At 43.7% G+C, this 21425-nt stretch carries 19 protein-coding genes; 15 read left to right on the top strand and 4 right to left on the bottom strand.

Annotation, left to right across the window (positions count from 1 at the left end; translation table 11 throughout):
- Nucleotides 1–165 precede the first annotated feature (165 nt).
- The 4 genes from BIY37_RS11250 (at nt 166) to typA (ending at nt 5867) form a co-directional block, all read left to right on the top strand.
- On the top strand, nt 166–1350 hold the full coding sequence (locus BIY37_RS11250) for a hypothetical protein (RefSeq protein WP_070067944.1): 1185 nt from the start codon (nt 166–168) through the stop codon (nt 1348–1350).
- Nucleotides 1351–1383: 33 nt separating this feature from the next.
- Entirely contained in the window at nt 1384–2535 is a 1152-nt protein-coding gene (locus tag BIY37_RS11245; protein WP_070067943.1) for a DegT/DnrJ/EryC1/StrS family aminotransferase, read from the top strand.
- A gap of 5 nt (nt 2536–2540) precedes the next feature.
- Nucleotides 2541–3131 carry a sugar transferase gene (locus BIY37_RS11240; RefSeq protein WP_070067942.1) on the top strand — a complete coding sequence of 197 codons (591 nt, stop codon included), beginning with the start codon at nt 2541–2543 and terminating at the stop codon, nt 3129–3131.
- Between the two features lie 873 nt (nt 3132–4004).
- Complete coding sequence (gene typA / locus BIY37_RS11235) at nt 4005–5867, top strand: translational GTPase TypA (RefSeq protein WP_070067941.1); 1863 nt, start codon at nt 4005–4007, stop codon at nt 5865–5867.
- Nucleotides 5868–6043: 176 nt separating this feature from the next.
- On the opposite strand, the gene BIY37_RS11230 is transcribed toward typA, so the two are convergent.
- A complete protein-coding gene (locus tag BIY37_RS11230) occupies nt 6044–6319 on the bottom strand; it encodes an HU family DNA-binding protein (RefSeq protein ID WP_070067940.1) in 276 nt (91 codons plus the stop codon).
- A 295-nt stretch (nt 6320–6614) separates the two neighbouring features.
- Between BIY37_RS11230 and BIY37_RS13565 the strand changes: the two genes are divergently transcribed.
- The gene (locus tag BIY37_RS13565) at nt 6615–6770 is read left to right on the top strand and encodes a hypothetical protein (RefSeq protein ID WP_179129382.1); all 156 of its coding nucleotides are present in this window, start codon (nt 6615–6617) and stop codon (nt 6768–6770) included.
- A 60-nt stretch (nt 6771–6830) separates the two neighbouring features.
- A complete protein-coding gene (locus BIY37_RS11225) occupies nt 6831–7859 on the top strand; it encodes a zinc-binding dehydrogenase (RefSeq protein WP_070067939.1) in 1029 nt (342 codons plus the stop codon).
- A gap of 373 nt (nt 7860–8232) precedes the next feature.
- Here BIY37_RS11225 and BIY37_RS11220 read toward each other — a convergent pair whose 3' ends face one another.
- Together BIY37_RS11220 and BIY37_RS11215 are read right to left on the bottom strand one after the other, a co-directional pair.
- Nucleotides 8233–8595 carry a PilZ domain-containing protein gene (locus BIY37_RS11220; protein WP_070067938.1) on the bottom strand — a complete coding sequence of 121 codons (363 nt, stop codon included), beginning with the start codon at nt 8593–8595 and terminating at the stop codon, nt 8233–8235.
- A 485-nt stretch (nt 8596–9080) separates the two neighbouring features.
- A complete protein-coding gene (locus BIY37_RS11215; RefSeq protein WP_070067937.1) occupies nt 9081–9446 on the bottom strand; it encodes an MBL fold metallo-hydrolase in 366 nt (121 codons plus the stop codon).
- A gap of 740 nt (nt 9447–10186) precedes the next feature.
- On the opposite strand from BIY37_RS11215, the gene hisS reads away from it, so the two are divergent.
- The 5 genes from hisS (at nt 10187) to BIY37_RS13560 (ending at nt 15530) form a co-directional block, all read left to right on the top strand.
- Nucleotides 10187–11494: a histidine--tRNA ligase gene (hisS, locus tag BIY37_RS11205; RefSeq protein WP_070067945.1), complete on the top strand. Its 1308-nt coding sequence runs from the start codon at nt 10187–10189 to the stop codon at nt 11492–11494.
- 176 nt (nt 11495–11670) lie between these two features.
- Nucleotides 11671–13434 carry an aspartate--tRNA ligase gene (gene aspS, locus BIY37_RS11200; RefSeq protein WP_070067935.1) on the top strand — a complete coding sequence of 588 codons (1764 nt, stop codon included), beginning with the start codon at nt 11671–11673 and terminating at the stop codon, nt 13432–13434.
- Nucleotides 13435–13650: 216 nt separating this feature from the next.
- Nucleotides 13651–14070, top strand: a complete 420-nt coding sequence (locus BIY37_RS11195; RefSeq protein ID WP_179129381.1) for a tetratricopeptide repeat protein — start codon at nt 13651–13653, stop codon at nt 14068–14070.
- A gap of 35 nt (nt 14071–14105) precedes the next feature.
- Nucleotides 14106–15164 carry a tetratricopeptide repeat protein gene (locus BIY37_RS11190; protein WP_070067933.1) on the top strand — a complete coding sequence of 353 codons (1059 nt, stop codon included), beginning with the start codon at nt 14106–14108 and terminating at the stop codon, nt 15162–15164.
- A 213-nt stretch (nt 15165–15377) separates the two neighbouring features.
- Nucleotides 15378–15530: a hypothetical protein gene (locus BIY37_RS13560; protein ID WP_179129380.1), complete on the top strand. Its 153-nt coding sequence runs from the start codon at nt 15378–15380 to the stop codon at nt 15528–15530.
- Between the two features lie 14 nt (nt 15531–15544).
- Here BIY37_RS13560 and BIY37_RS11185 read toward each other — a convergent pair whose 3' ends face one another.
- Nucleotides 15545–16486 carry a TlpA disulfide reductase family protein gene (locus BIY37_RS11185; RefSeq protein ID WP_070067932.1) on the bottom strand — a complete coding sequence of 314 codons (942 nt, stop codon included), beginning with the start codon at nt 16484–16486 and terminating at the stop codon, nt 15545–15547.
- 483 nt (nt 16487–16969) lie between these two features.
- On the opposite strand from BIY37_RS11185, the gene BIY37_RS11180 reads away from it, so the two are divergent.
- From BIY37_RS11180 to BIY37_RS11165, 4 genes are all read left to right on the top strand, one after another.
- The gene (locus BIY37_RS11180; RefSeq protein ID WP_070067931.1) at nt 16970–18517 is read left to right on the top strand and encodes a M16 family metallopeptidase; all 1548 of its coding nucleotides are present in this window, start codon (nt 16970–16972) and stop codon (nt 18515–18517) included.
- 62 nt (nt 18518–18579) lie between these two features.
- Complete coding sequence (locus tag BIY37_RS11175; protein WP_080325043.1) at nt 18580–20058, top strand: M16 family metallopeptidase; 1479 nt, start codon at nt 18580–18582, stop codon at nt 20056–20058.
- Between the two features lie 6 nt (nt 20059–20064).
- Complete coding sequence (locus tag BIY37_RS11170; RefSeq protein ID WP_070067929.1) at nt 20065–20547, top strand: adenosine-specific kinase; 483 nt, start codon at nt 20065–20067, stop codon at nt 20545–20547.
- The gene (locus tag BIY37_RS11165) at nt 20544–21407 is read left to right on the top strand and encodes a DMT family transporter (RefSeq protein WP_080325042.1); all 864 of its coding nucleotides are present in this window, start codon (nt 20544–20546) and stop codon (nt 21405–21407) included. The genes BIY37_RS11170 and BIY37_RS11165 overlap by 4 nt, the downstream gene beginning before the upstream one ends.
- Nucleotides 21408–21425 lie beyond the last annotated feature (18 nt).

Here is a 21425-nt window from a genome sequence, read left to right as displayed (position 1 = left end):
AATAGGGCTGAATTTAGGATGATTGGCGAGGTTTTTTAAACCTCGCTTGTTTTAGGACTAGCAGTCGCTTTTGTATTATTTAAAACTTCTCACGTATTTTGTGAGGATATATATCCTGATAATCTTGAATTAAGTAAATCAACAAATACAGAGACTTTTGATATCATGGAAAGGATTTCCTTATTATACCATGATTTGCATGTCGGTCCCGTTGGGATAAAACCGTCTTACAAGATAAATGAGGTTTTTGACGACAATGTATTCAGCGCCCCAACGAACGAGGTTTCTGATTTTTATACTTCTCATAAAGCCGATGTAGGACTGGTATATCCCGTTTTTGACAATTTACTTACTCACCTCGATTATGATGCTGAAATTTATACCTATGAACGCGTACAGGAAAGGGATCATATCAATCAGTCGCTGAAAGGGGTATTGGAGTTTGCCTTCCCAAACGATTTTAAATTTAGTATCGCCGACCAGATAAGAAAATATACGATCCCGCCCGGTGTGCAGAGGAGATTTTACGGTGATATTATTGTTATTGGAGTCCCTATCGAAGATTTGGGTGTGAATGCTTTCACGCCTAAAGCAAACATTACCAGAAATCTCGCAACCTTTGCTCTGGATTTTCCCGATTTCATCTCTAATCTGGATTTTTCTGTTCAATATGTAAATGATGTTGTAAGGTATCAGGAAGAAACATTTAAAAGCAGTGAATATAACTCAAACACAATCGGTGCAACGGTTGAATATACTCATCCTTTTTTCCCTATTAGACTTTCCTCTGGTTTTCTTTACTCCTATTGGCAGTATTATAATTATGAGGAATACAGTAGCACCAGGACGGATATTCCATTCAGTGTAGATTGGAAAATTAATCCAAAACATGACGTATACGTGAATACTCATTATAAAAAATCGGATTATAAGAGTGGAAGCCCTGTAGAAAATTTTGAAGGATGGGAGGTAATTTTAGGCGACCGGTATTACATAACCCCGGTTTCAACGATTGAAGTTTATGCAGAGAGAAGTTTAAAAGAGCAACGCAGGGATGATAATAACGCGTTTTTTTATACAGTTTTTGGATTAAAATATGTTCTCAAACAGAACCGATTTAATACGACCATCGATACCTATTATTCGCACGTAAAATTTCGGGAAGTTACCGAAGCGCTGGTATCTGCAGAAGAAGTGGACGGGGTAAATTTTCATTTCAATATAAAATATACTCCCCAAAACTGGTGGTTTGCGGAGTTTGATTATACGTATACGCTTTTCGATGATACCGTTAGTCTGGGCAACCTTAATAAAAATGTAGTGTCGTTGGGTGTTGGACTCAATTTCTAATAGAATTATACAAGTGGTGAGAGGATACTATTCATGAATGATTTTTTGCCCTTCGCCTTGCCTGACATTGGCGAAGAAGAGATTGCAGAAGTGATGGATTCACTACGTTCAGGCTGGCTGACAACAGGACCAAAAGCAAAGCGTTTTGAGCAGGATTTTGCTGCATTTGTTGGTGACGGCGTTGAGGCGATCGCAGTAAATTCTGCTACTGCAGGTTTGCATATTGCCTTAGAGGCAGCGGGCATAAAAGAGAGCGATGAAGTTATTACAACACCGTATACCTTTACCGCTACAGCTGAGGTGGTACGCTATTTAAATGCGCATCCGGTTTTTGTTGATATCGAACCCGATACTTTCAATATTGATCCGGCAAAGATTGAGAGTGCAATTACATCCCGCACAAAGGCAATTATTCCGGTGCATTTTGCAGGGTTGGCATGTGATATGGATCGTGTCATAAAGATTGCCCAAAAACATGGATTAAAGGTGGTGGAGGATGCTGCGCATGCGTTGCCTACTACCTATAAGGGAAAATTAATTGGTACGTTTGACAGCGATGCTACCGTGTATAGTTTTTATGTAACGAAAACCATAGCTACGGGCGAGGGGGGCATGGTTGTGACGAGAAATAAAAAAGTTTCTGAACGCTGCCGGGTGATGCGCCTGCATGGAATTGACCGGGATGTGTTTAATCGGTACAGTTCGAAGAAACCCTCCTGGCATTACGAGATAATAGCGCCTGGCTTTAAGTATAATATGACGGACATCGCTGCCAGTTTGGGAATTCAGCAACTTAAGAAAGCCAGGGCGTTTCAGAAGCGTCGTTCTGAAATGTCCGCTTATTATGACAGCGTTTTCGGTGATTTACCCGTTGTATTACCACCGAAAGCGCCGGAGGGCGATATCCATGCGTGGCATTTGTATGTGCTTCGCCTGTCGGATAAAGCGCCTGTTTCCCGGGATCGCTTTATCGAAATGATGGCGGAAAAGGGGATTGGTTGTAGTGTCCATTTTATACCTTTGCACATTCAGCCTTATTGGCGTGATACGTACAACCTTAAGCCACAAGATTTCCCCAATGCGTTACACTTGTTTGAAAGGGCGGTTAGTCTGCCTCTTTACACAAAGATGAGCGAGAAAGACCTGAAGCGTGTAGTTGAAGCCGTGAGGAATATTTTGGGATAATATACATGAAACGTTTATTTGACCTTGTTTTTTCCGTAATTGGACTGATCGTATGCTTGCCGTTGTTTGTCCTGATAGCATTTCTGATCAAATGTAATAGCAGGGGGCCTGTCTTTTTCATCCAAAAACGTGTTGGGAAAGGTTTCAGGCTATTTAAGCTTTACAAATTCAGGACAATGATCACGGATGCTTCTCAAAAGGGCCTTCAGGTTACTGCTGTCGGTGATCCAAGAATTACTAAGGTGGGAAGGTTTTTGAGGAAAACCAAGATCGATGAACTTCCACAACTTATTAACGTATTTAAGGGCGATATGAGTCTCGTCGGTCCAAGGCCCGAAGTCCCAAAATATGTTGAGATATTCAGAGACGATTATCAGGATATATTGAAGATAAAACCGGGCATAACGGATTATGCAACAATCGAATTCAGAGATGAAGAAGGTGTTTTAGAAAAATTTGAAGACCCGGAAGATGGCTATATAAGAGAAGTTCTTCCCATAAAGATAAAACTCTATAAAAAGTATCTTGAAGACAGCGGTTTTTTCACGGATGTAAAGCTAATTGTTTTAACACTAACGAAGATTGTTAGGGGTTAAATAACCTGTTATCATTTTTCAGAGAATTGGTAACAGTTTAGTTTTCTCGAAGGAATTTCCAGTGCATTTCATGTGTACGGTAAGAGACGAAACATTTGCTGCCTTATGACACATCCTCCGGTCTCTCTTTTTAGAAGGGAGAACAAGATGCCCCTCTGGAAAAGGGAATTTAGGGGTCTGTTTCATACAAGCAGATGCCTTGTTTCATCGCCTTCAATCTAGCTCCCATACATTTTTCGTGAGGATCCAGGAGGTTCAGGATCCACCGGATACCCGATAAAAGCACCCGGATATAACCAAAACCGTACAAGAGAACATCTGAAGGATGTGTCGTATTTGAAGAGATCTTGTCACGAATACCCCGATAGCCACGTTAAGAAGGCTTTGGAGTAATCTGGAAGGTTCATGCAATCAGTCCTTGAGACCACCTGGAACCTACAGAAAAATAGTTTCTAAGGCAAGATGCGATAAAAGAATTGCCATCCGTTCTTGATTCATACGTTAATATCTGATATTATGAAAACGATGTAAAAGCCGGCAGGCAAATTGCGAGACATGATCGTTGTGGATGGTAAGGGAAATTGTCCTTGTTATGACAGCGAGGAAGAAGCTTGCGGTATTAGCGTGTAAAACCTCTCTTCTGAAATTTTATACCCTCCTGCGTCTTCACACGGGGAGGGATTGGGTTAAGGCGCAGTCGCATCAGGTTTCGTTTGCAATATCTTTAAACAAGGGATGATAAAGCATCGTTTTCAGACAGAAGAGAGACAGGAATTATTTTTAAGTCGCTACGATTTTTCGTTGCGGCCTTTTTATTTTAGCAACCGTGCAGTGTTGGTTGCATAATACTCTGTAGTATTTTTAAGGAGCGATATGACGCAATTAGTGAGAGACGATGTGCGGAATGTGGCAATTATTGCCCATGTTGATCATGGCAAGACAACCCTTGTTGACCAATTGCTCAAGCAAAGTGGTACATTCCGGTCGAATCAGCAGATTCAAAACGTAGAAAGGATAATGGATTCCAACGACTTGGAGCGTGAGCGCGGCATCACGATCCTGGCGAAAAATACCGCAATTAATTACAAAGGGGTAAAAATTAATATTATTGATACGCCAGGGCATGCTGATTTCGGCGGTGAAGTGGAGCGCGTTCTTAAAATGGCCGATGGGGTATTGCTGCTGGTTGATGCGGCTGAAGGAACTATGCCGCAGACACGGTTTGTGCTCCGCAAGGCGTTGAGTTATAATCTCAGACCTCTCGTGGTTATCAATAAAATAGACCGTCCTGATGCCCGCTGCGAAGAGGTGCTGAATGAGGTATTCGACCTCTTTGTTGAACTCAACGCAACGGACGAGCAGTTGGATTTCACAGTACTTTATGCGAGTGGCCGTGAGGGATACGCGAAACGGGCCCTGGAGGACAAGCATGTGGATATTACACCGTTGCTCGATACCATATTGCATTACGTTCCAAAACCGGCTGGCGATCCGAATGCTCCTTTGCAACTGCAGATAACGTCGCTCGATTATAATGACTATGTGGGCCGCATAGGTATTGGCAGGGTATTTATGGGCAGTATTTGCTCTGGACAGCAGGTTACGCGGATTGACAAAGACAACCGGCAGACAGTGCACAGGGTGACTGAATTATTCACTTTCACCGGGCTGGGGCGGCAGCCGATCAAATCAGCTCAGGCAGGTGATATCGTCGCCTTAACCGGCATAGAGAACATTGACATCAGCGATACGATTGCGTCGGTAGAAAATCCCCAGGCTATGCCGAAGATTAGTATCGATGAACCTACTCTTTCCATGATATTTTCCGTGAATAACTCCCCCTTCTGTGGACAGGACGGTAAATATGTGACGAGCCGGAATCTGAGGGAACGGCTGTATCGGGAACTCCGGTCAAATGTTGCCCTTAAAGTGGATGATACGGAAACGCCGGATGCCTTTCGTGTATCAGGACGTGGACTTTTGCATCTTTCCGTGCTGATTGAGAACATGCGTCGTGAGGGATACGAGGTGCAGGTTTCCAAACCCAAAGTGATTTTCAAGCTACTGAAAGGAGAAAAGGCGGAGCCGGTGGAATATGTGGTAATTGATGTGCCCAAAGAATATGAGGGACAAGTTATCTCCATGATGGGGGCGCGAAAAGGGGAAATGTTGAGTATGGATACGGATAAGGACATTACCCACTTTGAGTTTAAAGTGCCTTCCCGGGGTTTGATTGGTCTGAGAAACCGTCTCCTGAGTTCTACCCGCGGAGAAGCGGTAATGTACCACAATTTTTATGACTACGAGCCGTATAAAGGGGATATTGCACATCGTATCCAGGGGGTGTTAATCTCTATGGCAAACGGTGACGCAACCGCTTATGCCCTTGATGGTCTGCAGGACAGAGGCATTATGTTTATCAAGCCGGGAGACCGGGTGTATGAAGGGATGGTTGTGGGTGAGCACTGTGAGCAAAACGATATTACCGTGAATGTTGTCAGGGCAAAAAAAGCCACGAATATCCGGTGTGCTACAGCAGAAAAGGGAATTAAGCTTCCGCCGCCCAGAGAATATTCATTGGAAATGGCCCTTGAGTATATCGAAGATGATGAGTTAGTGGAAATTACCCCGAAGACCTTCCGGTTGAGAAAAAAACTGCTTACCGAGAACGACCGGAGGATCACCCGCAGGCAGCAAACCCTGGAGTCTGTTGAGACGTCTGTGGATAAAACATAGCAAAACGTTGCAATGTATACAACCGCAGCAACACCTCAACCAAATCCCCTCTGTCAAACGGATAGAAAAAATTTACGAAAAAGAAAGATATTGTGGGGTAATAACTATAAGAGGCAAACAAAAAAGCAGGCGCTGATGCCTGCTTTTTTGTTTGTGTGTAGGGGGATAGGAATATTCTATTTGTTGACGATGTTTTTGAAGTCCTGTCCTGCAGTGAATTTTACCGCCTTACTGGCTTTAATATTAATCACAGCGCCAGTCTGCGGATTACGGCCTTTCCGTGCCTTTCTGGTTCTTACCGAGAAAGTACCGAAGCCAATCAGGCGTACTTCCTTGCTCTTCTTAACACCACTCTTTATACCGTTTAAAACGGCATTTACCGCTGCTTCTCCGCAAGCCTTCGACACTTTACACTCTTTTGCCACGACTTCAACCAACTCCTGCTTATTCATCCAACAACCTCCTTTCAAAAAATGATTAAATAAAAGGCGTTAAATTCGGGGTTAGGATACCTTAAATAAACGTCTGAATCAAGTATTTTCTGGAATATTTAAAAAAAAATTGATATTGTTTTGGTAATTATCTGAGATAATCGGCTGATGATGAGACCCGCGGTTCCATATATTTTGGAATACAGAAAAATGAAATAAAGTGGTGATCCCTGAGGATTCATAGTAACCAACGGCTTGTCCGTTGAAGAATATGGTGTGAAGATCCTGACCGTTATGCATATAGGAGACGTAACAAATGAGTATACATGCAAGTCTCATTGTGAAGGCGACCGCTCGAAGTAATCGCCAGCGACTGGATTGCTTCGCGGAGGTTACACTAGGCGATGTGAACGTGCTCGCAATGACGACTTTTTATTGTGCTCACGATAGATTATCCAGGGTAAAGAAATGAGCGATATTTTGATTGTGAACAGGTGAAACAATTAACTCAATATTTATAAGGAGAAATCGTATGAAGGCGATGGTTTTTTATGAGCATGGCGGAGTGGATAAACTGACGTATACAGATATGGAGAAACCGAAAATTTCTCCATACGAAGTGCTGGTTAAGGTAAAGGCATGCGCACTCAATCATCTGGATATCTGGGTACGTCAGGGATTGCCCGGCATCGGGATCCCTTTGCCGCATATTTCGGGCTGTGATTGTGCCGGTGAAGTGGCTGAGGTGGGGATTGAAGTTAAAAATTTTCGGCCGGGTGACAGGGTCATCATTGCCCCCGGTATCCGCTGCAGGAAGTGTGTGTATTGTATTACGAACAGCGATAGTATGTGCAACAGTTTTAAGATTATGGGGTTTCAGGTGCAGGGAGGGTATGCCGAGTTTGCAAAGGCTCATGTCGACAATATCATTCCCGTCTCCGATAAACTATCATTTGAGGAATGGGCAGCCGTCCCTTTGGTATTTTTAACGGCATGGCACATGCTCATTACCCGGGGGCAACTTAAGCCGGGTGAGCGCGTCCTTATCCATGCCGCAGGCAGCGGTATCGGGAGCGCCGCTATCCAGATAGCCCGTTTGTCAGGCGCCCGCGTGATCACGACTGCCCGGGGAAAAGAAAAATTAGAAAAGGCGAAACTTTTAGGTGCTGACGAGGTTATAGATTATTCGAAAGAGAATTATGCCGAGAGTGTAAAGGCGCTAACCAATAACAAGGGGGTGGATCTCGTCTTTGAGCATATCGGACCCGATACATGGGAAAAGAATCTGCAATGCCTTGCCAAAGGCGGGAGGATGGTAGTGTGCGGGGCGACGAGCGGACCTCAGGTTGCCGTGGATATCCGGTTTTTGTTTATGAAGCAACATGCGATTATCGGTTGTTATATGGGCAGTAAAAAAGAACTGCTTGACGTTTTGGACCTGATGGAATCGGGAAGGTTGAAACCCGTAATCGACAGCACATTTCCCTTAAAAGATGCTGCCACTGCACAGCAGAAGATGATAAACAGGGAAAATTTTGGAAAGATCGTATTAAAAATTTAGGCGATTTTATGAGACATCTTAACAAAGAGCAGTCTGCTGTCAGCAATCCGCTTTTAGCTAAAGATGGTAGCGTTACTATTTGAGAATATTCCCAGCGCAGCAAAACCGCAACTAAATCCCCCTAACAAGGGGGATTTGGGGCATGTAAAAAACTCGCAAAAAAAGAAAGATTTTATGCGGTAATACGACAATGATATACCATACACTACTATGACAAACTTTTAAAATATTTTCCTATATCCCACAAACACATGCAATACATGTCAGATGACTTTTTTGCCTCCATAATTACCGCACCACTCAGATGCAGGTTGTCGTAAACATGAATATTTAATCCGTGTGATCCGAAAAATCTGTGACTACAGCAATAGTATCAAACGGAATCCAGCCAGAAATGGAATTCATCAGTAATTTGGTCGGGATTGCCGGTATTGTAGCCCAGCAGATTTCTCAGATGGGTCATAGTGTCTATATCTGCATCTAAAAACTTAAATCCGGAATTATTTTCATTGAGATGAACGAGTTCCGCATGAAATTTTAAAGAAATATGGGATGTTGGAAGATGAATTTTCAGTGCACAACAAGTTCCTTTGGTAAGAGGAAGTGGAACTATGGAATGCAATAAAGCACCTCGCAAAGAGATGTCAAACAATTCCGCCGCATAGGTCTTATTGCTATGCTCAATTTGGGCACGTGCCTGAAATTTTAGGCGGTTAAAATACCGATAGCCACACATTATGCCCTCTCAATCTAACGTCGGTTTCTTTCAAGGATGAAATAACAGGAATATATTTTAACGTTATTATGGTAAATTACAACATCGATTAGATCGTGCAGCGCATTCTCTGCCGTTGCTGGATTATAAGGGGTCCGCACCACAATAAAGCGACGGCTCTTTTTAAGAATAATGGTATCACTTTCGTTTTTTGAAAAACTTCTGTGCTAATAAAAAATAGCATGCACGAAGGAGGCAATGTAGGGATTGTCCCTATACTCAAAGAATTCGCCATTAGCGAATCTTCTGAATTGACAAACAGGGTGGCACGGACAAACTCCGTTTGTCCGTGTGGAACTTACTCAACGTTAGACGATGCTCAATAAATCAAATAAATCACGACCTTAATTTAACCTGGAATGTTGAGTTCGTTTCATTCAAACCAGTCTCCAGTTTTGTAATTTTATAGTATTACATTTTTGTGTAAACACACATATCCTCCCCTCTTATCTAAAAAAGGGGTTGGCGTATTTTTCAATACCCACGGTGGTCATAGGCCCATGGGCAGGAAAGACCATCGTTTCGTCAGGCAGGGAAAAGATATGTCTGCGGATATGGTCGATCTGGCGTTTGGCCTCTTTTAGCGAACCGGCGCTGCCGGCCGTACCGCAAAAGAGGGCGTCACCGGTAAACACGCAACCGGGCACAGAGTATGAGATACCACACGGCGTGCGCCCCGGTGTGGGGAGTGCGTGAAATCGTAAATGTCCAGCCTCAATGACCTCACCACCCCGCAACGAATGGCTGACGGCATGGATCTTCCCCTCTCCGGCATAGCTTTGTACCTGGTAGCGGCTGGTAAACTCAGCCAATCCTTGCCCTTTAGTTTACGAAAAATTCCCAGCAATAACCATGTTTCCCACGCCGTGTAGGGGCGGGTTTCAAACCTGCCCCTAGTAGGCCTGTCGAACCATTGCGGCGAAGTCCATGCCACCCTATCACCAAAGATATAACTTGATGAATGAGGGATTTCAAAACTGCGGTTGTAGAGCGGTGAAGCTCGCCGCCTTACAGATAAAAAGTCATCGAGGGTATAATTTAATAGATCAACCTTTAAGATCGGTTGGTTCAATAAGCGCGAACATAGCGGGACGGGCGCAATAAATGGAATATAAAGCACTACACGACCTATTGGGACACTTCAATCTGCCCTACAAATGAAGTAGAGAAGTGGCATTATAAAATAGAGGGATTGAAATGGCAGACAAAAGAAATGGTCAAGGAAAGAGTAAAAAAGGCTCAAAGGGATAAGAAAGATGGTATTTGGTCTAATAAGCATGACTTGTATTCGTTGGCTTAGAGGGATTAAAGTTTTTTTTGACCTTCTCCAAACTCCTTCCGGGGTGACATCGCCTCGGAAAGAAAGCCTTGCATATTGGTTCATGATCGGTATAATTAAGTACTTTATAATAAAACACACCTGCTTTGCCCTATCGCATCATGAGAAGAAACTATGGTTATCAACACCGTTTCTGCCGAATGATAATAGGGAAGAGGACAAATCATAGCAGTTTTCCCGGACAACTTTGTGGGGATCAATAGGATTGATGCAATGGAAGTAAATACGGAAAAGAAGGTCGGGTATACCTTTAAAGCGCCCAGGGGCACAGAGGATGTCCTGCCAACGAAATGGACATTATGGAGAAATCTTGAGGAGTCCGGGCGACAGGAGTTTGAACTCTGCGGTTATTATGAAATCCGTACCCCTGTGTTTGAAGATACCCGTTTGTTTGTCAGAAGCATTGGGGAGGCTACGGATATTGTTGAGAAGGAGATGTACACCTTTTCTGATAGCGAAGATTCAAGCATAACCCTGCGACCGGAAAATACGGCGCCTGTTATGCGGGCATACTTAGAGTATGAATTGTACAAGACTAAAAAATTTCAAAAATTTTATTACATCGGCCCGCAGTTCAGAAAGGAACGTCCGCAAGCCGGCCGGCTCCGCCAGTTCCACCAAATGGGGATCGAGGCGGTGGGCGCAACAGATCCCTTGCTTGACGTGGAAACGATCAGTGTGGCAACCAGGATATTCGACCGCATCGGCCTTAAAGGGTACAAAGTCAAGATTAATTCTATTGGTTGCGAGCAGTGCAGGCCTGTTTTCAGGAATATTCTGAAGGAAAAGCTTTGTGAACACGAAAAGGCTCTGTGTGAGCTTTGCCGGTCACGGCTCGGCCGGAATGTATTTCGAATCCTCGATTGCAAAAATGACGCCTGCAAGACGATCAGTCATCACATGCCTTCAATCAATGATTATTTGTGTGATGCATGTTTGTCTCACGCAAAAGCAGTGAGGGAGGCGCTTTTGGAGATTGGTATTCCTTATATTGCAGATGCCCATCTGGTGCGGGGGCTGGATTATTATACCAAGACGGTTTACGAAATTACCCACTCGTCATTGGGTGCGCGCGATGCGATCTGTGCCGGCGGACGGTATGACAATCTGATCTCTGATATTGGGGGACCTCCTATTGGTTCCGTAGGATTTGCTATCGGGATGGAGGCAACGATCCTTGCGCTTGAAAATGTTATGGCAAAGCACAAATCCATTTCTCAGGAAGTTTGCGGTCCGTCCCCGTCGATCTATGTTGTCTCCGTCAGTGAAGAAACCAAGAAGCACTGTTTTGGTCTGCTCAACCTTTTGCGAAACGCCAATCTTTCCGCAGATTTTGATTATGAAGGAAGAAGCCTGAAAGCGCAGATGCGTACGGCAAATAAAGCGGGGGTAAGATATGTTATTGTGCTGGGCCCTGACGAACTGGCGCGCGGCGAGGTCAAGATCAAGGTAATGGAGACGGGGGAGGAAGTATCCCTGAAACAAAACGAGGTACTCAAGTGGTTTCTGAATAAGGGGTAGTCTGCAAAGAGTTAAAAAATTTTGCAACAAGATAGTCTTTTGAAAAAGGTAGCGCCGAACGATAAACCACCCGTGCGGCGTATCTTATTTCGTGCCGATTACCTATAGATGTGCGAATTTATCAAAAAGCTCAATTGTTACCAGATTTTGAATTACCGGGAGATAGTTGATATACCATGTCCAAATTGAAACGAACGCATACCAGTGGTCAGTTACGGATGGCAGACGTGAAATCGGTTGTTACGCTTGTTGGTTGGGTAAACAGCGTCCGCGACCACGGCGGGTTACTCTTTATTGACCTGCGCGACCGGTACGGTACTACGCAGGTGGTTTTTCATCCTGACAGAGGTGAGGAGTTCTACGAAACTGCCGGTCAATTGAGACCTGAATATGTTGTGGCGGTACAGGGGGTTGTTTCTGCGAGGCCGGAGGGTACCGTAAATTACAATCTTGACACGGGAGAAATAGAGGTGTACGCAGATACCCTTGAAATACTCAATAAATCGGAAACGCCGCCCTTCGAGATAACGGATGAGAGCAAGGTGTCCCTGGAATTACGGCTGAAACACCGTTACCTGGACTTAAGACGCCCTGCAATGCAGCGACGTCTGATCTTTCGTCACAAAGTCTGCCAGACAATCCGTGAGTATCTGGACCGGTTGAATTTTGTGGATATCGAAACGCCGGTATTGACAAAAAGCACCCCGGAAGGGGCACGCGACTATTTAGTGCCCAGCAGGGTCAACCTGGGGAAGTTCTACGCATTGCCTCAGTCACCTCAGCTTTTCAAGCAAATTCTCATGGTAGCCGGGTATGACCGTTATTTTCAAATCGTGCGTTGCTTTCGCGATGAAGACCTTCGTGCCCAGCGACAGCCTGAATTTACTCAGATGGATATGGAAATGTCCTTTGTGGACGAAGACGATATTATTCAGGTTATCGAGGGACTCATGGCGACGATTTTCGATAAGGTTATTGGAAAGAAGATCACCACCCCGTTTCCACGTCTTTCGTACCGGGAGGCGATGGTCTCGTATGGCTGTGACGCCCCGGATTTACGCTTTGACATGAAGATAAAGGACGTATCTGACATCGTTCAGAAATCAGACTTCAAGGTGTTTCTGGATACGATACGGTCGGGTGGACAGGTCAGAGGTATCAATGCGAATGGCTGCGGGAATTACTCAAGGAAAGATATAGATGATTTAACAGGCTTTGTCGGTCAATTTGGGGCAAAAGGACTTGCATGGTTCAAGGTGGAGGAAACCGGTTTGTCCTCTTCGATAACGAAATTCTTTCCTGCAGAAACTCAGGAAAGGTTACAAAGACATATGGAAACGAAAAGGGGTGATTTGCTTCTTTTTGTTGCTGATAAACCCAAGGTGGTTTCTCAGTCACTTGCGCAGCTACGGCTTCATCTGGGACAGAAAAACAAACTCATTGATACCCGTACATTTAATTTTTCCTGGATCGTGGACTTCCCTTTGTTCGATTATAATGAAGATCTAAAACGGTATGAGTCTCTCCATCATCCGTTTACTTCACCGCATCCTGACGACCTTCCTTCAATGGAGGCGAAACCCCTGGAGGTGAAGGCTCGTGCATATGATCTTGTGTTGAATGGTGTGGAACTGGGCGGCGGCAGCATCCGTATTCACACGCCGGAAGTTCAGAAAAGAGTCTTTCGTTTGCTCGGGATAGACGACGAGAGCGCTTATGCGAAATTTGGATTTTTGCTTGATGCGCTTAAGTATGGCGCTCCTCCTCATGGGGGGATTGCCCTGGGACTCGACCGTATGGTTACGTTGTTGTTGCAGCTTGATGATATCCGTGAGGTTATTGCATTTCCGAAGACGCAGAAAGCTACTTGCCTTATGACGAATGCACCATCGGAAGTTGATGCACAACAACTGAATGAATTGGGGATACGACTGGTGTAATCAGAGTCATTGAGGTCAAAAAATGTTAAAAACAAGTAACTATTTAGGTCTTTAAAAAAACCCTCTGCATGAATACTATTGTCTGGTAGAGACAGGTTTCAAACCTGCCCCTGCGCAACAATGCTCTTCTTTGTTGGAAGTTTTTAAAAGACTAAATTATTACAAAAATAAATTCTAAATTTAAATGGAGAATTTCAAAACAATAGAACCATGACCATGAAACGACAATTGTTTTTTCTCTTTATCGGAGCTGCGTTTATATTGCTCTTAATCTCCGTCTCATCTTTTGTGTATCTAAAATACAAGCACCATTCCCTGTCAAAATCCAACTTTCAAACCCTGGACCAGTTTATACAGCAGGTCCCCCAGGAAAAACTCGATAAAGCCATCGCTGTTTTAAAAGAAGAACTGAGAAAAAATCCGAATTATTCAGAGGCTCATGTAGCTCTGGGTATACTGTATCATAAAAAGGAATTACTGGACGAAGCATTGTCAGAACTGAAAACGGCTTTAACGATGAAACCTGATTTCATCAACATTTATCAGGAAATGTATCTGATTTACAAGGAAAAAGGTATGGAAGAAGAAGCCAGCAGGGCATTGGCTTCCTATGAAAAACTTAAAGAAGACAAATAACAGGTTTTTTGTATAATGAAAGCAAAAGGATACCTATGCGAGACATAAAAAAAATTTCCTTTATATTCCTATCTGTGGTCACCCTCTGTGGCATAATCTCTTTACGGCCTCTTTTTGCCGACAGGGACGATGAGGCGAACAGATGGTATCTTGATGCATACAATTTATACAAGTTGGGGAAACTGGATCAATCTCTGGAGATGTTGAAGAAGGTGACAGAGATTAATCCGGATCATGCCGAAGCGCACTTTGGAATGGGAAGCATCTATTTCAGGCAAAATATGTTTGACGATGCAGTTAAGGAATTTACCAAAGTCACCAAAATCAAGCCAGAATATGTTGAGGCATATCAACGGCTTTGGCTGGCATACAAGAAATTAGGTATGAACGACAAGGCGGAGGAAGAACTTCAAAAATATAAAAAATTGATAGAAGAACGCATGCAAAACATGGCGGGAGGTCCTTCTCAGGTAGTAAAGCCTGTTACTCCTCCCAAAAAAGAAGAACCGGAAGAAAGGGCAGAACCAGAAAAAACAGAGTCGCCGGAGACGAGGGCTGACGCTTCCCATGCTGCAGAGACAAAACCGCCGGAAACGTCTGCTCGCGATACCCGGGTTCCTGAATCGGGAGTTCAGGAGAAGGTGGTTGAAAAGGAAAGACCCGCTGTCGAAAAACCGGATGCGTCATCAGAGGAATCCAGGCCGCTTGCAAGCGAAAAGCCCTCTTTGCCGGAGACAAAGCCGCTGGGTGGATTGGAGGCGACAAAGCGATTTCAAAAGCAATATGCGGAACCTACAAAACCGTCCTATGAAAAGAAAAGTGAACCGGAAAGTGAGCCGGAATATAAATCTCCTTATATCAAGGTAGATAAAAAGAATCCTGTATTTAAAAACCTTTTCAAATCATTTAGGCAAGCTGGTTCAACCTTATTTAAAAATCCTTTAAAAAAGAGTGCTGAAAGATGGAAGGGAACCTATTTTGGGAAGCTGATGAAAAGCATTCTTTACTATGTGGTTGGCGTACAAATCTGGTTGTGCATCGTCACCATTTTAGGCATGTATTTCTGGAAGAGCAAAAAACAAGGGACATCGTAACAATTTGGTTTTTTAAAAATCGTACGTTTCAAGAAATCGGCATGAAACAAACTACGTAGTGCGGGTGATTTATCGTTCGACAGGGCTCACGACGAAGTCCGCCGCTGCCAGAGAGCAGTATAAGCCGGGATACTCAGAAAACACCAGAAGGCAGATCACCACAAAAGATTCATCGGGAAGAGCGAGACTCATGCGAGCCTTCAGCACAAGATAATGAGTGAAAAAAAGATTGCCACGCCGGTAAAATCCTCAGATGCTGGCAAAAGAAAGAAAAACTGTGTCCTCATCGTAGCCATTATAGTATTTGGAATTTTATTGCTGATAATACAGTTTAGTAAACAGTTAGGTATTGAAGGGTTTCCGTAAGGAGAAATCTGTTGTTACCGGAACAAAGGCAATTCCTTTGATTCAGATAGAAGTGCAGTTACAATCTGGCTAACGTTCTCTATTTCGCTTCCGAGATAACGCACCTTATTTTCCCGATCCAGCACCACAATCATGGGTATTATTTCTATGTTATAAAGGGCGGGAAGCTTTCCCTTCCAACGTTTTCCGTCAAATATCTGTGGCCACTCAACCGATTCCTGCTTTACAAAACCACGCAAATCCTCAATGTCATCATCGAGGCTTATGCCAAGGAACTGAACTCCCTTATCCTTAAACTTACTATATAATTTTTTGAATTTAGGAAACTCCTGTATACAAGGATCAGCCCATGTTGCCCAAAACTCCAGAATGGTAACATTTCCTTTGTATTTTGACAGGTCAATAACATTTCCATTAAAATCCGTTACATTAAAAGGCGGCGCATCCTTGCCGATCCGCACCATGCCGTTCAATTCATTGCCAAAGGCATCTGCAGCCCTGGGCTCAACCTGCCGTAGCTCCGCTACCGTCTCTTTTGCTGTAGTTAAATCTCCCTTTGCTAAGAGTGCCTTTGCCTTAAAGTATAGGGTGCGAGCTTTAAAATTATGATCGATCTCCCCCTGCTTTAAAACCGCATTAAAACAGGTAATGGCATCTTCAAAATTCCGCATTTCAAAATGAACTACGCCAGTGTAAAACCTTGCCTGCAATGCCTCGTCTGTTTGTGCATAGGTATCGATTAACGTATTGAGATCCTTCAGCGACTGTTCGTAGTATTTCTTTGCATCCTTAAATTTCATTTCGGTCAAACCGCTTAGGGTTTTTCTGATGATCTCTAACTGTTTTGCCGCATTTGTATCGTGTTTCAGTTCATCTGCATTTCCGGTATATCCTACACATAGTAAAAAAACAGATACCATTGCAGTAAAAACCAGGCACATCCTTTTTTCCATCATGACTGACCCCCGTAGATTCATAAAATGTCGTTTCTGACAACCAGGTATTTTTGAACACAGATAGTTTCAAATGTTAACATGAATATATCATACATTCAAGAATCATTTCGTTCAGGCAACGGATCAGTATGGCGGGCGTAAAAAGAATCGACAGTTAAGGTGAAAAAAAGTTAGGAAACCTGCTCTCGTAAAATTGTCCAAACGAATCTTGTTTCATTGCTCCTGAGATGTCTTCCGCACGTTTTTAGCGGGAATTCGGGAAGTTCGGGTCTATTGGATACCCGGCAAAAGCGTTTGGGTATAATAAAAACCGTACATAAATATTTCTAATCGGATAAAGCTACTGCGCTATAAGCCGAAGGTTCGCAACGGGAAAGGGAAATAAAAAAATTACGTTGCAAATCCATTGGCTTTCATCTTAAAATTTAAAAATGTTAATAGCCGTAAGGGTCCTTTGCAAAATAGTAAGGAGTATTGAAAAAAATGAATAAAAAGACTTTGTCATCTATCTTTTTGGTCATAACAAGCATTGCGTTGTTTACTGGCGGATCTTCTGCAAACTCCCTGAAGCTTGATGTAAAAGAGCATGTGCTGAAGAATGGTTTAAAATTGCTTATGCTGGAGAAGCATGATGTGCCGATTGTATGCCTTCGCGTTAATTATAAGGTCGGGTCGGTTGATGAACGGCCGGGGATTACTGGCGTTTCTCACCTCTTTGAACATATGATGTTTAAAGGCACAAAGATATTTGGAACCAAAGACTATACTGCGGAAAAACCTTTGCTTGACAAAGAAGATGATTTGGTCACGAAACTCTCTAATGAAAGAGACAAGGGGGAATCTGCTGATAAGAAGAGAATTGAATCGCTCGAAAAGGAGTTGGAAGAAGTGAGAAAAAAACTCCGGGAGTTGGTGGTAAAAGATGAGGTCTTTTCGCTCTATTTACGGCACGGTGCTTCCGGATTGAATGCAGCAACAAGTACCGACGGCACCTATTATTTTTGCGATCTCCCCGCAAACAAGCTGGAATTATGGGCATTTATTGAATCGGACCGCATGAAAAATCTCGTACTCAGAGAATTTTACTCTGAACGGGACGTCGTTATGGAAGAGAGGAGACTCAGAACCGAGAATAGCCCGATGGGCTTGCTGGTTGAACAACTGAATGCGGTAACCTTCATTGCACATCCTTACCGTTGGCCTACGATTGGATGGAGATCGGATGTGCAAAATATTACCAAGACAGATACGGAAGAATATTTTAAGCGATACTATGCCCCCAATAATGCAGTAATCATCATTGTGGGTGATTTTAATCCTGACGAGACAGTAAAATTAGTGGAAAAATACTTTGGTGATATTCCCAGTCAGCCAGCGCCCCCAAAGGTAAAAACGGTGGAACCGGAACAGAGAGGAGAACGGAGGGTCGAGATAGAGTTTGAGTCAAATCCCTTTATAGCGATTTCCTATCACATTCCTGCCATTGGCCATCCTGACCTGTATGCCCTGGATATCCTGAGCTCGCTTCTCTCAGACGGCAGAACCTCCAGACTCTATAAATCTTTGATTGAAGAAAAACGCATTGCCGTTATGGCTCATGCTTACAATGATATCAGTAAATATCCTGATGCATTTACGTTTATTGCCGTGCCACGGGCGCCTCATACGGTGGCGGAGATAGAATCTGCTTTTTATGAAGAAGTCGAAAAAATAAAAAAGTCCCCGCCCTCTGACTGGGAAGTACAAAAGATTAAAAACCAGCTAGAGGCGGATTTCATCCGTGACCTTAATTCTGCCTCAGGACTTGCCAATGAGATAGGAGAGTTTGAGGTCCTTTCTGATTGGCGATACATTAACACCTTCATGGACAAGCTGTCGCAGGTAACTGCAGAGGACGTGGTGCGGGTTGCAAATAAATATCTGGCGAAGAACAACCGAACCGTGGCGATGTTGGTGAAAAAAGAAAATAACCAAAAGATAAAAGAGACAAAAGAAACAAATTCTGCGAAAAAACCAGCGTTAGCGCATTAAAAAGTTTTTTTCGGCAGCATAAAATTGCCGTACAAAAGCGGAGAAACAAGGGAGATAAAAACGTGAACAAAAAAAAGTATTTTGCTTTTCTGGTATGTATGTTTTCTATGGTTTATTCCGGTAGTCTCGTTGCGCAGCCTCAGGGGCATGAGCATGTTGTGACTCCTCCTGCGGGGAAACCCGAGTCGGAGGGCGCAAGGATTGTATCGGGTTTTAAATTCAAGCCGCTCAATTTTGTTCCTCCAAAAGTGGAGAGGGTTGTTCTGGAGAATGGTATGGTTGTGTATCTTCTGGAAGATCATGATCTGCCTTTATTTAATATCACTGCACGTGTCAGAACGGGCGCCGTGTATGAACCACCGGAAAAAGCCGGATTGGCAAGTATGACCGGATATGTAATGAGAAGCGGAGGTACGATGTCGATGCCGGCAGATAAGATGAATGAGGAGCTTGAATTTATGGCCGCCTCGGTGGAAACCTCTATTGACCGTGAATCAGGGAGTGTTAATCTGTCTGCACTCAAGAAGGATATTGACAAAGGCTTAAAAATCTTCGCGGATGTAATCATGAATCCGGCATTTCCTGAAGAAAAGATCCGGATGAGAAAAGATGAAGTCATTGAATCTATCCGGCGTGAAAATGATAATCCCTCACAAATTGCACACCGGGAATTCCGCAGGGTTTTGTATGACAGCAAACATCCGTACAGCAGAAAGATTGAGGGAACCCTGGAAACTATTGAGAAGATTACCCGTGAGGATATGATCTCCTTTCATAAGAACTATTTCCGTCCTAATAATAGTATTTTTGGAATATCGGGAGATTTTAATAAGGATGAGATTATCAGGAAACTCAATGCCGTGTTCTCCGGATGGAAAAAAGAAGAGGTTTGTTTTCCGGAAGTTCCCAAGGTAGAAAGCAGATTTGAAAAGTCTGTTTATTATGTATACAAGGACATCAATCAGGCGAATGTTATTATGGGCCACCTGGGCATTCAACGCAGGAGTCCTGACTATTTTCCTGTGATGCTTATGAATTTTATCCTGGGTGGCGGAAGTTTTACTGCCCGTATTCCGGGCAGAATTCGTTCGGATGAAGGGCTTGCTTACTCTGCTTACAGCGCCTTTCAGACGGCGCGTGATCTGGGGATATTCTTTGTTGCATGTCAGACCAAGTCGGAGTCAACGAACCGCGCCATCTCCATAGCGCTGGAAGAACTGGAAAAAATTTGTAAAACTCCCGTCGATAAAGAAGAATTAGTCCAGGCGAAGGAAACCTTTGTGAATCAGTTCATTTTCCGGTTTACGACAAGCGCCAGTATCGTCGCGCAAAAGGTAGATATTGAATATGAAGGATTGCCATTGAATTATCTGGAAACGTACCTGGAGAATGTTCAGGTCGTTACTCAGAATGATATTCAACGGGTTGCCAGGAAATATCTGCACCCGGACAAGATCAGGATTCTCGTGGTGGGGGACAGGGAAAAGTTTGACAAACCCCTTGATAGTTTTGGAAAGGTTAACGTTATTGAGTTGAAATAAGGTATGATGGAAATTAAGCCCGTTACTATGGAAATCCCTGAGGGGGCCAATATCATTATTGGGCAAGCCCATTTTATTAAAACCGTTGAAGACCTGTATGAAGTTCTGATCAACGCCGTGCCCGGTACAAAATTTGGCATCGCCTTCTGTGAGGCCTCTGGCCCACGTCTTGTCAGGGCAGAAGGGAATGATGCCACGCTTCGGGAAACGGCGATTCAAAATGCCCGCACGATTGCAGCAGGTCATACCTTTGTCGTCATTATCAAAGAGGCATTTCCGGTGAATGTGCTGAACGCCGTCAAGGCTTGTCCTGAGGTATGTACTATCTTTTGTGCAACTGCCAATCCTGTGCAAGTCATCGTGGCTGAAACCGAACAAGGCAGGGGAGTACTGGGCGTTGTTGATGGTTATAGTCCGAAAGGAGTGGAGGGTGAAAAAGACATCCAGAACCGAAGGCAGTTTCTCCGGAAAATCGGATATAAATTTTGAACTGGTTCCTTCTGTCTTTTTTTTGCGCCTTTTTTACTGCGTCGGCTGATGCCCTTTGTAAGAAGTCACTTCATAAGAGCAACGAATATCTCATCGCATGGGTGCGGATAGGATTTGCCTCGCCTTTTTTACTCTTACTTTTACCGTTCATCGAGATACCCAGGCCAGACATCCATTTTTATTTTGCAATGCTCCTCCTGTTTCCGTTGGAGACTATTGCCCTCATACTGTATATGAAGGCGATCAAATTATCACCTCTGTCTATCAGTTTGCCGTTTCTTGCTTTAAGCCCGATTTTTATGATCTTTACTTCAGACCTTATCCTGGGTGAAAAGCTTGGGAAACATGGTGTTGTGGGCATCGTCCTCACTGCGGTTGGTGCTTACCTGCTGAACGTAAGAACCACCAGGAAGGGCATATTAGAACCCTTTAAGGCCATACAGCGGGAACGCGGCTCGCTCTATATGATCATTGTGGCCTTTATCTACAGCGTTACCTCAAACTTAGGGAAAATGGCAATATTGCATTCCAGCCCGCTCTTTTTTACTGCAACGTTTCTTCCCATATTCTCTGTAATTTTTCTTCCCGTTCTATTATGGAATAATCATGGTAAAATGGGGCAGATATTCTCCCGGGTAACCCTGTTTGGTCCGATTGGCTTTTCTATTGCCCTCGCAACGGTTACCCAGTTTCTTGCAGTAAATCTTGCAGAAACTGCTTATGTTATTTCCGTAAAACGGATGAGTCTCCTTTTCGGCATACTATACGGCGCTTTTTGGTTTCGCGAAACCAATATTATGGAACGGTTCGTTGGCGGTATTACTATGATTGCCGGAGTTGTCATCATTATGGTATTTTAAAATGAACAAGATTCCTGA

The organism is Candidatus Brocadia sapporoensis (assembly GCF_001753675.2).
Taxonomy (GTDB): domain Bacteria; phylum Planctomycetota; class Brocadiia; order Brocadiales; family Brocadiaceae; genus Brocadia; species Brocadia sapporoensis.
This window is presented reverse-complemented; position numbering and strand designations above follow the sequence as displayed.

Coding starts and splice junctions, on each gene's coding strand:
- BIY37_RS11180 (WP_070067931.1), top strand. CDS start 16,970: ATGAATAAAAAGACTTTGTCATCTATCTTTTTGGTCATAACAAGCATT.
- aspS (WP_070067935.1), top strand. CDS start 11,671: ATGTCCAAATTGAAACGAACGCATACCAGTGGTCAGTTACGGATGGCA.
- BIY37_RS11220 (WP_070067938.1), bottom strand. CDS start 8,595: ATGTGTGGCTATCGGTATTTTAACCGCCTAAAATTTCAGGCACGTGCC.
- BIY37_RS11225 (WP_070067939.1), top strand. CDS start 6,831: ATGAAGGCGATGGTTTTTTATGAGCATGGCGGAGTGGATAAACTGACG.
- BIY37_RS13565 (WP_179129382.1), top strand. CDS start 6,615: ATGAGTATACATGCAAGTCTCATTGTGAAGGCGACCGCTCGAAGTAAT.
- BIY37_RS13560 (WP_179129380.1), top strand. CDS start 15,378: ATGAGTGAAAAAAAGATTGCCACGCCGGTAAAATCCTCAGATGCTGGC.
- BIY37_RS11245 (WP_070067943.1), top strand. CDS start 1,384: ATGAATGATTTTTTGCCCTTCGCCTTGCCTGACATTGGCGAAGAAGAG.
- BIY37_RS11190 (WP_070067933.1), top strand. CDS start 14,106: ATGCGAGACATAAAAAAAATTTCCTTTATATTCCTATCTGTGGTCACC.
- hisS (WP_070067945.1), top strand. CDS start 10,187: ATGGAAGTAAATACGGAAAAGAAGGTCGGGTATACCTTTAAAGCGCCC.
- BIY37_RS11230 (WP_070067940.1), bottom strand. CDS start 6,319: ATGAATAAGCAGGAGTTGGTTGAAGTCGTGGCAAAAGAGTGTAAAGTG.
- BIY37_RS11195 (WP_179129381.1), top strand. CDS start 13,651: ATGAAACGACAATTGTTTTTTCTCTTTATCGGAGCTGCGTTTATATTG.
- typA (WP_070067941.1), top strand. CDS start 4,005: ATGACGCAATTAGTGAGAGACGATGTGCGGAATGTGGCAATTATTGCC.
- BIY37_RS11170 (WP_070067929.1), top strand. CDS start 20,065: ATGGAAATTAAGCCCGTTACTATGGAAATCCCTGAGGGGGCCAATATC.
- BIY37_RS11240 (WP_070067942.1), top strand. CDS start 2,541: ATGAAACGTTTATTTGACCTTGTTTTTTCCGTAATTGGACTGATCGTA.
- BIY37_RS11185 (WP_070067932.1), bottom strand. CDS start 16,486: ATGATGGAAAAAAGGATGTGCCTGGTTTTTACTGCAATGGTATCTGTT.
- BIY37_RS11250 (WP_070067944.1), top strand. CDS start 166: ATGGAAAGGATTTCCTTATTATACCATGATTTGCATGTCGGTCCCGTT.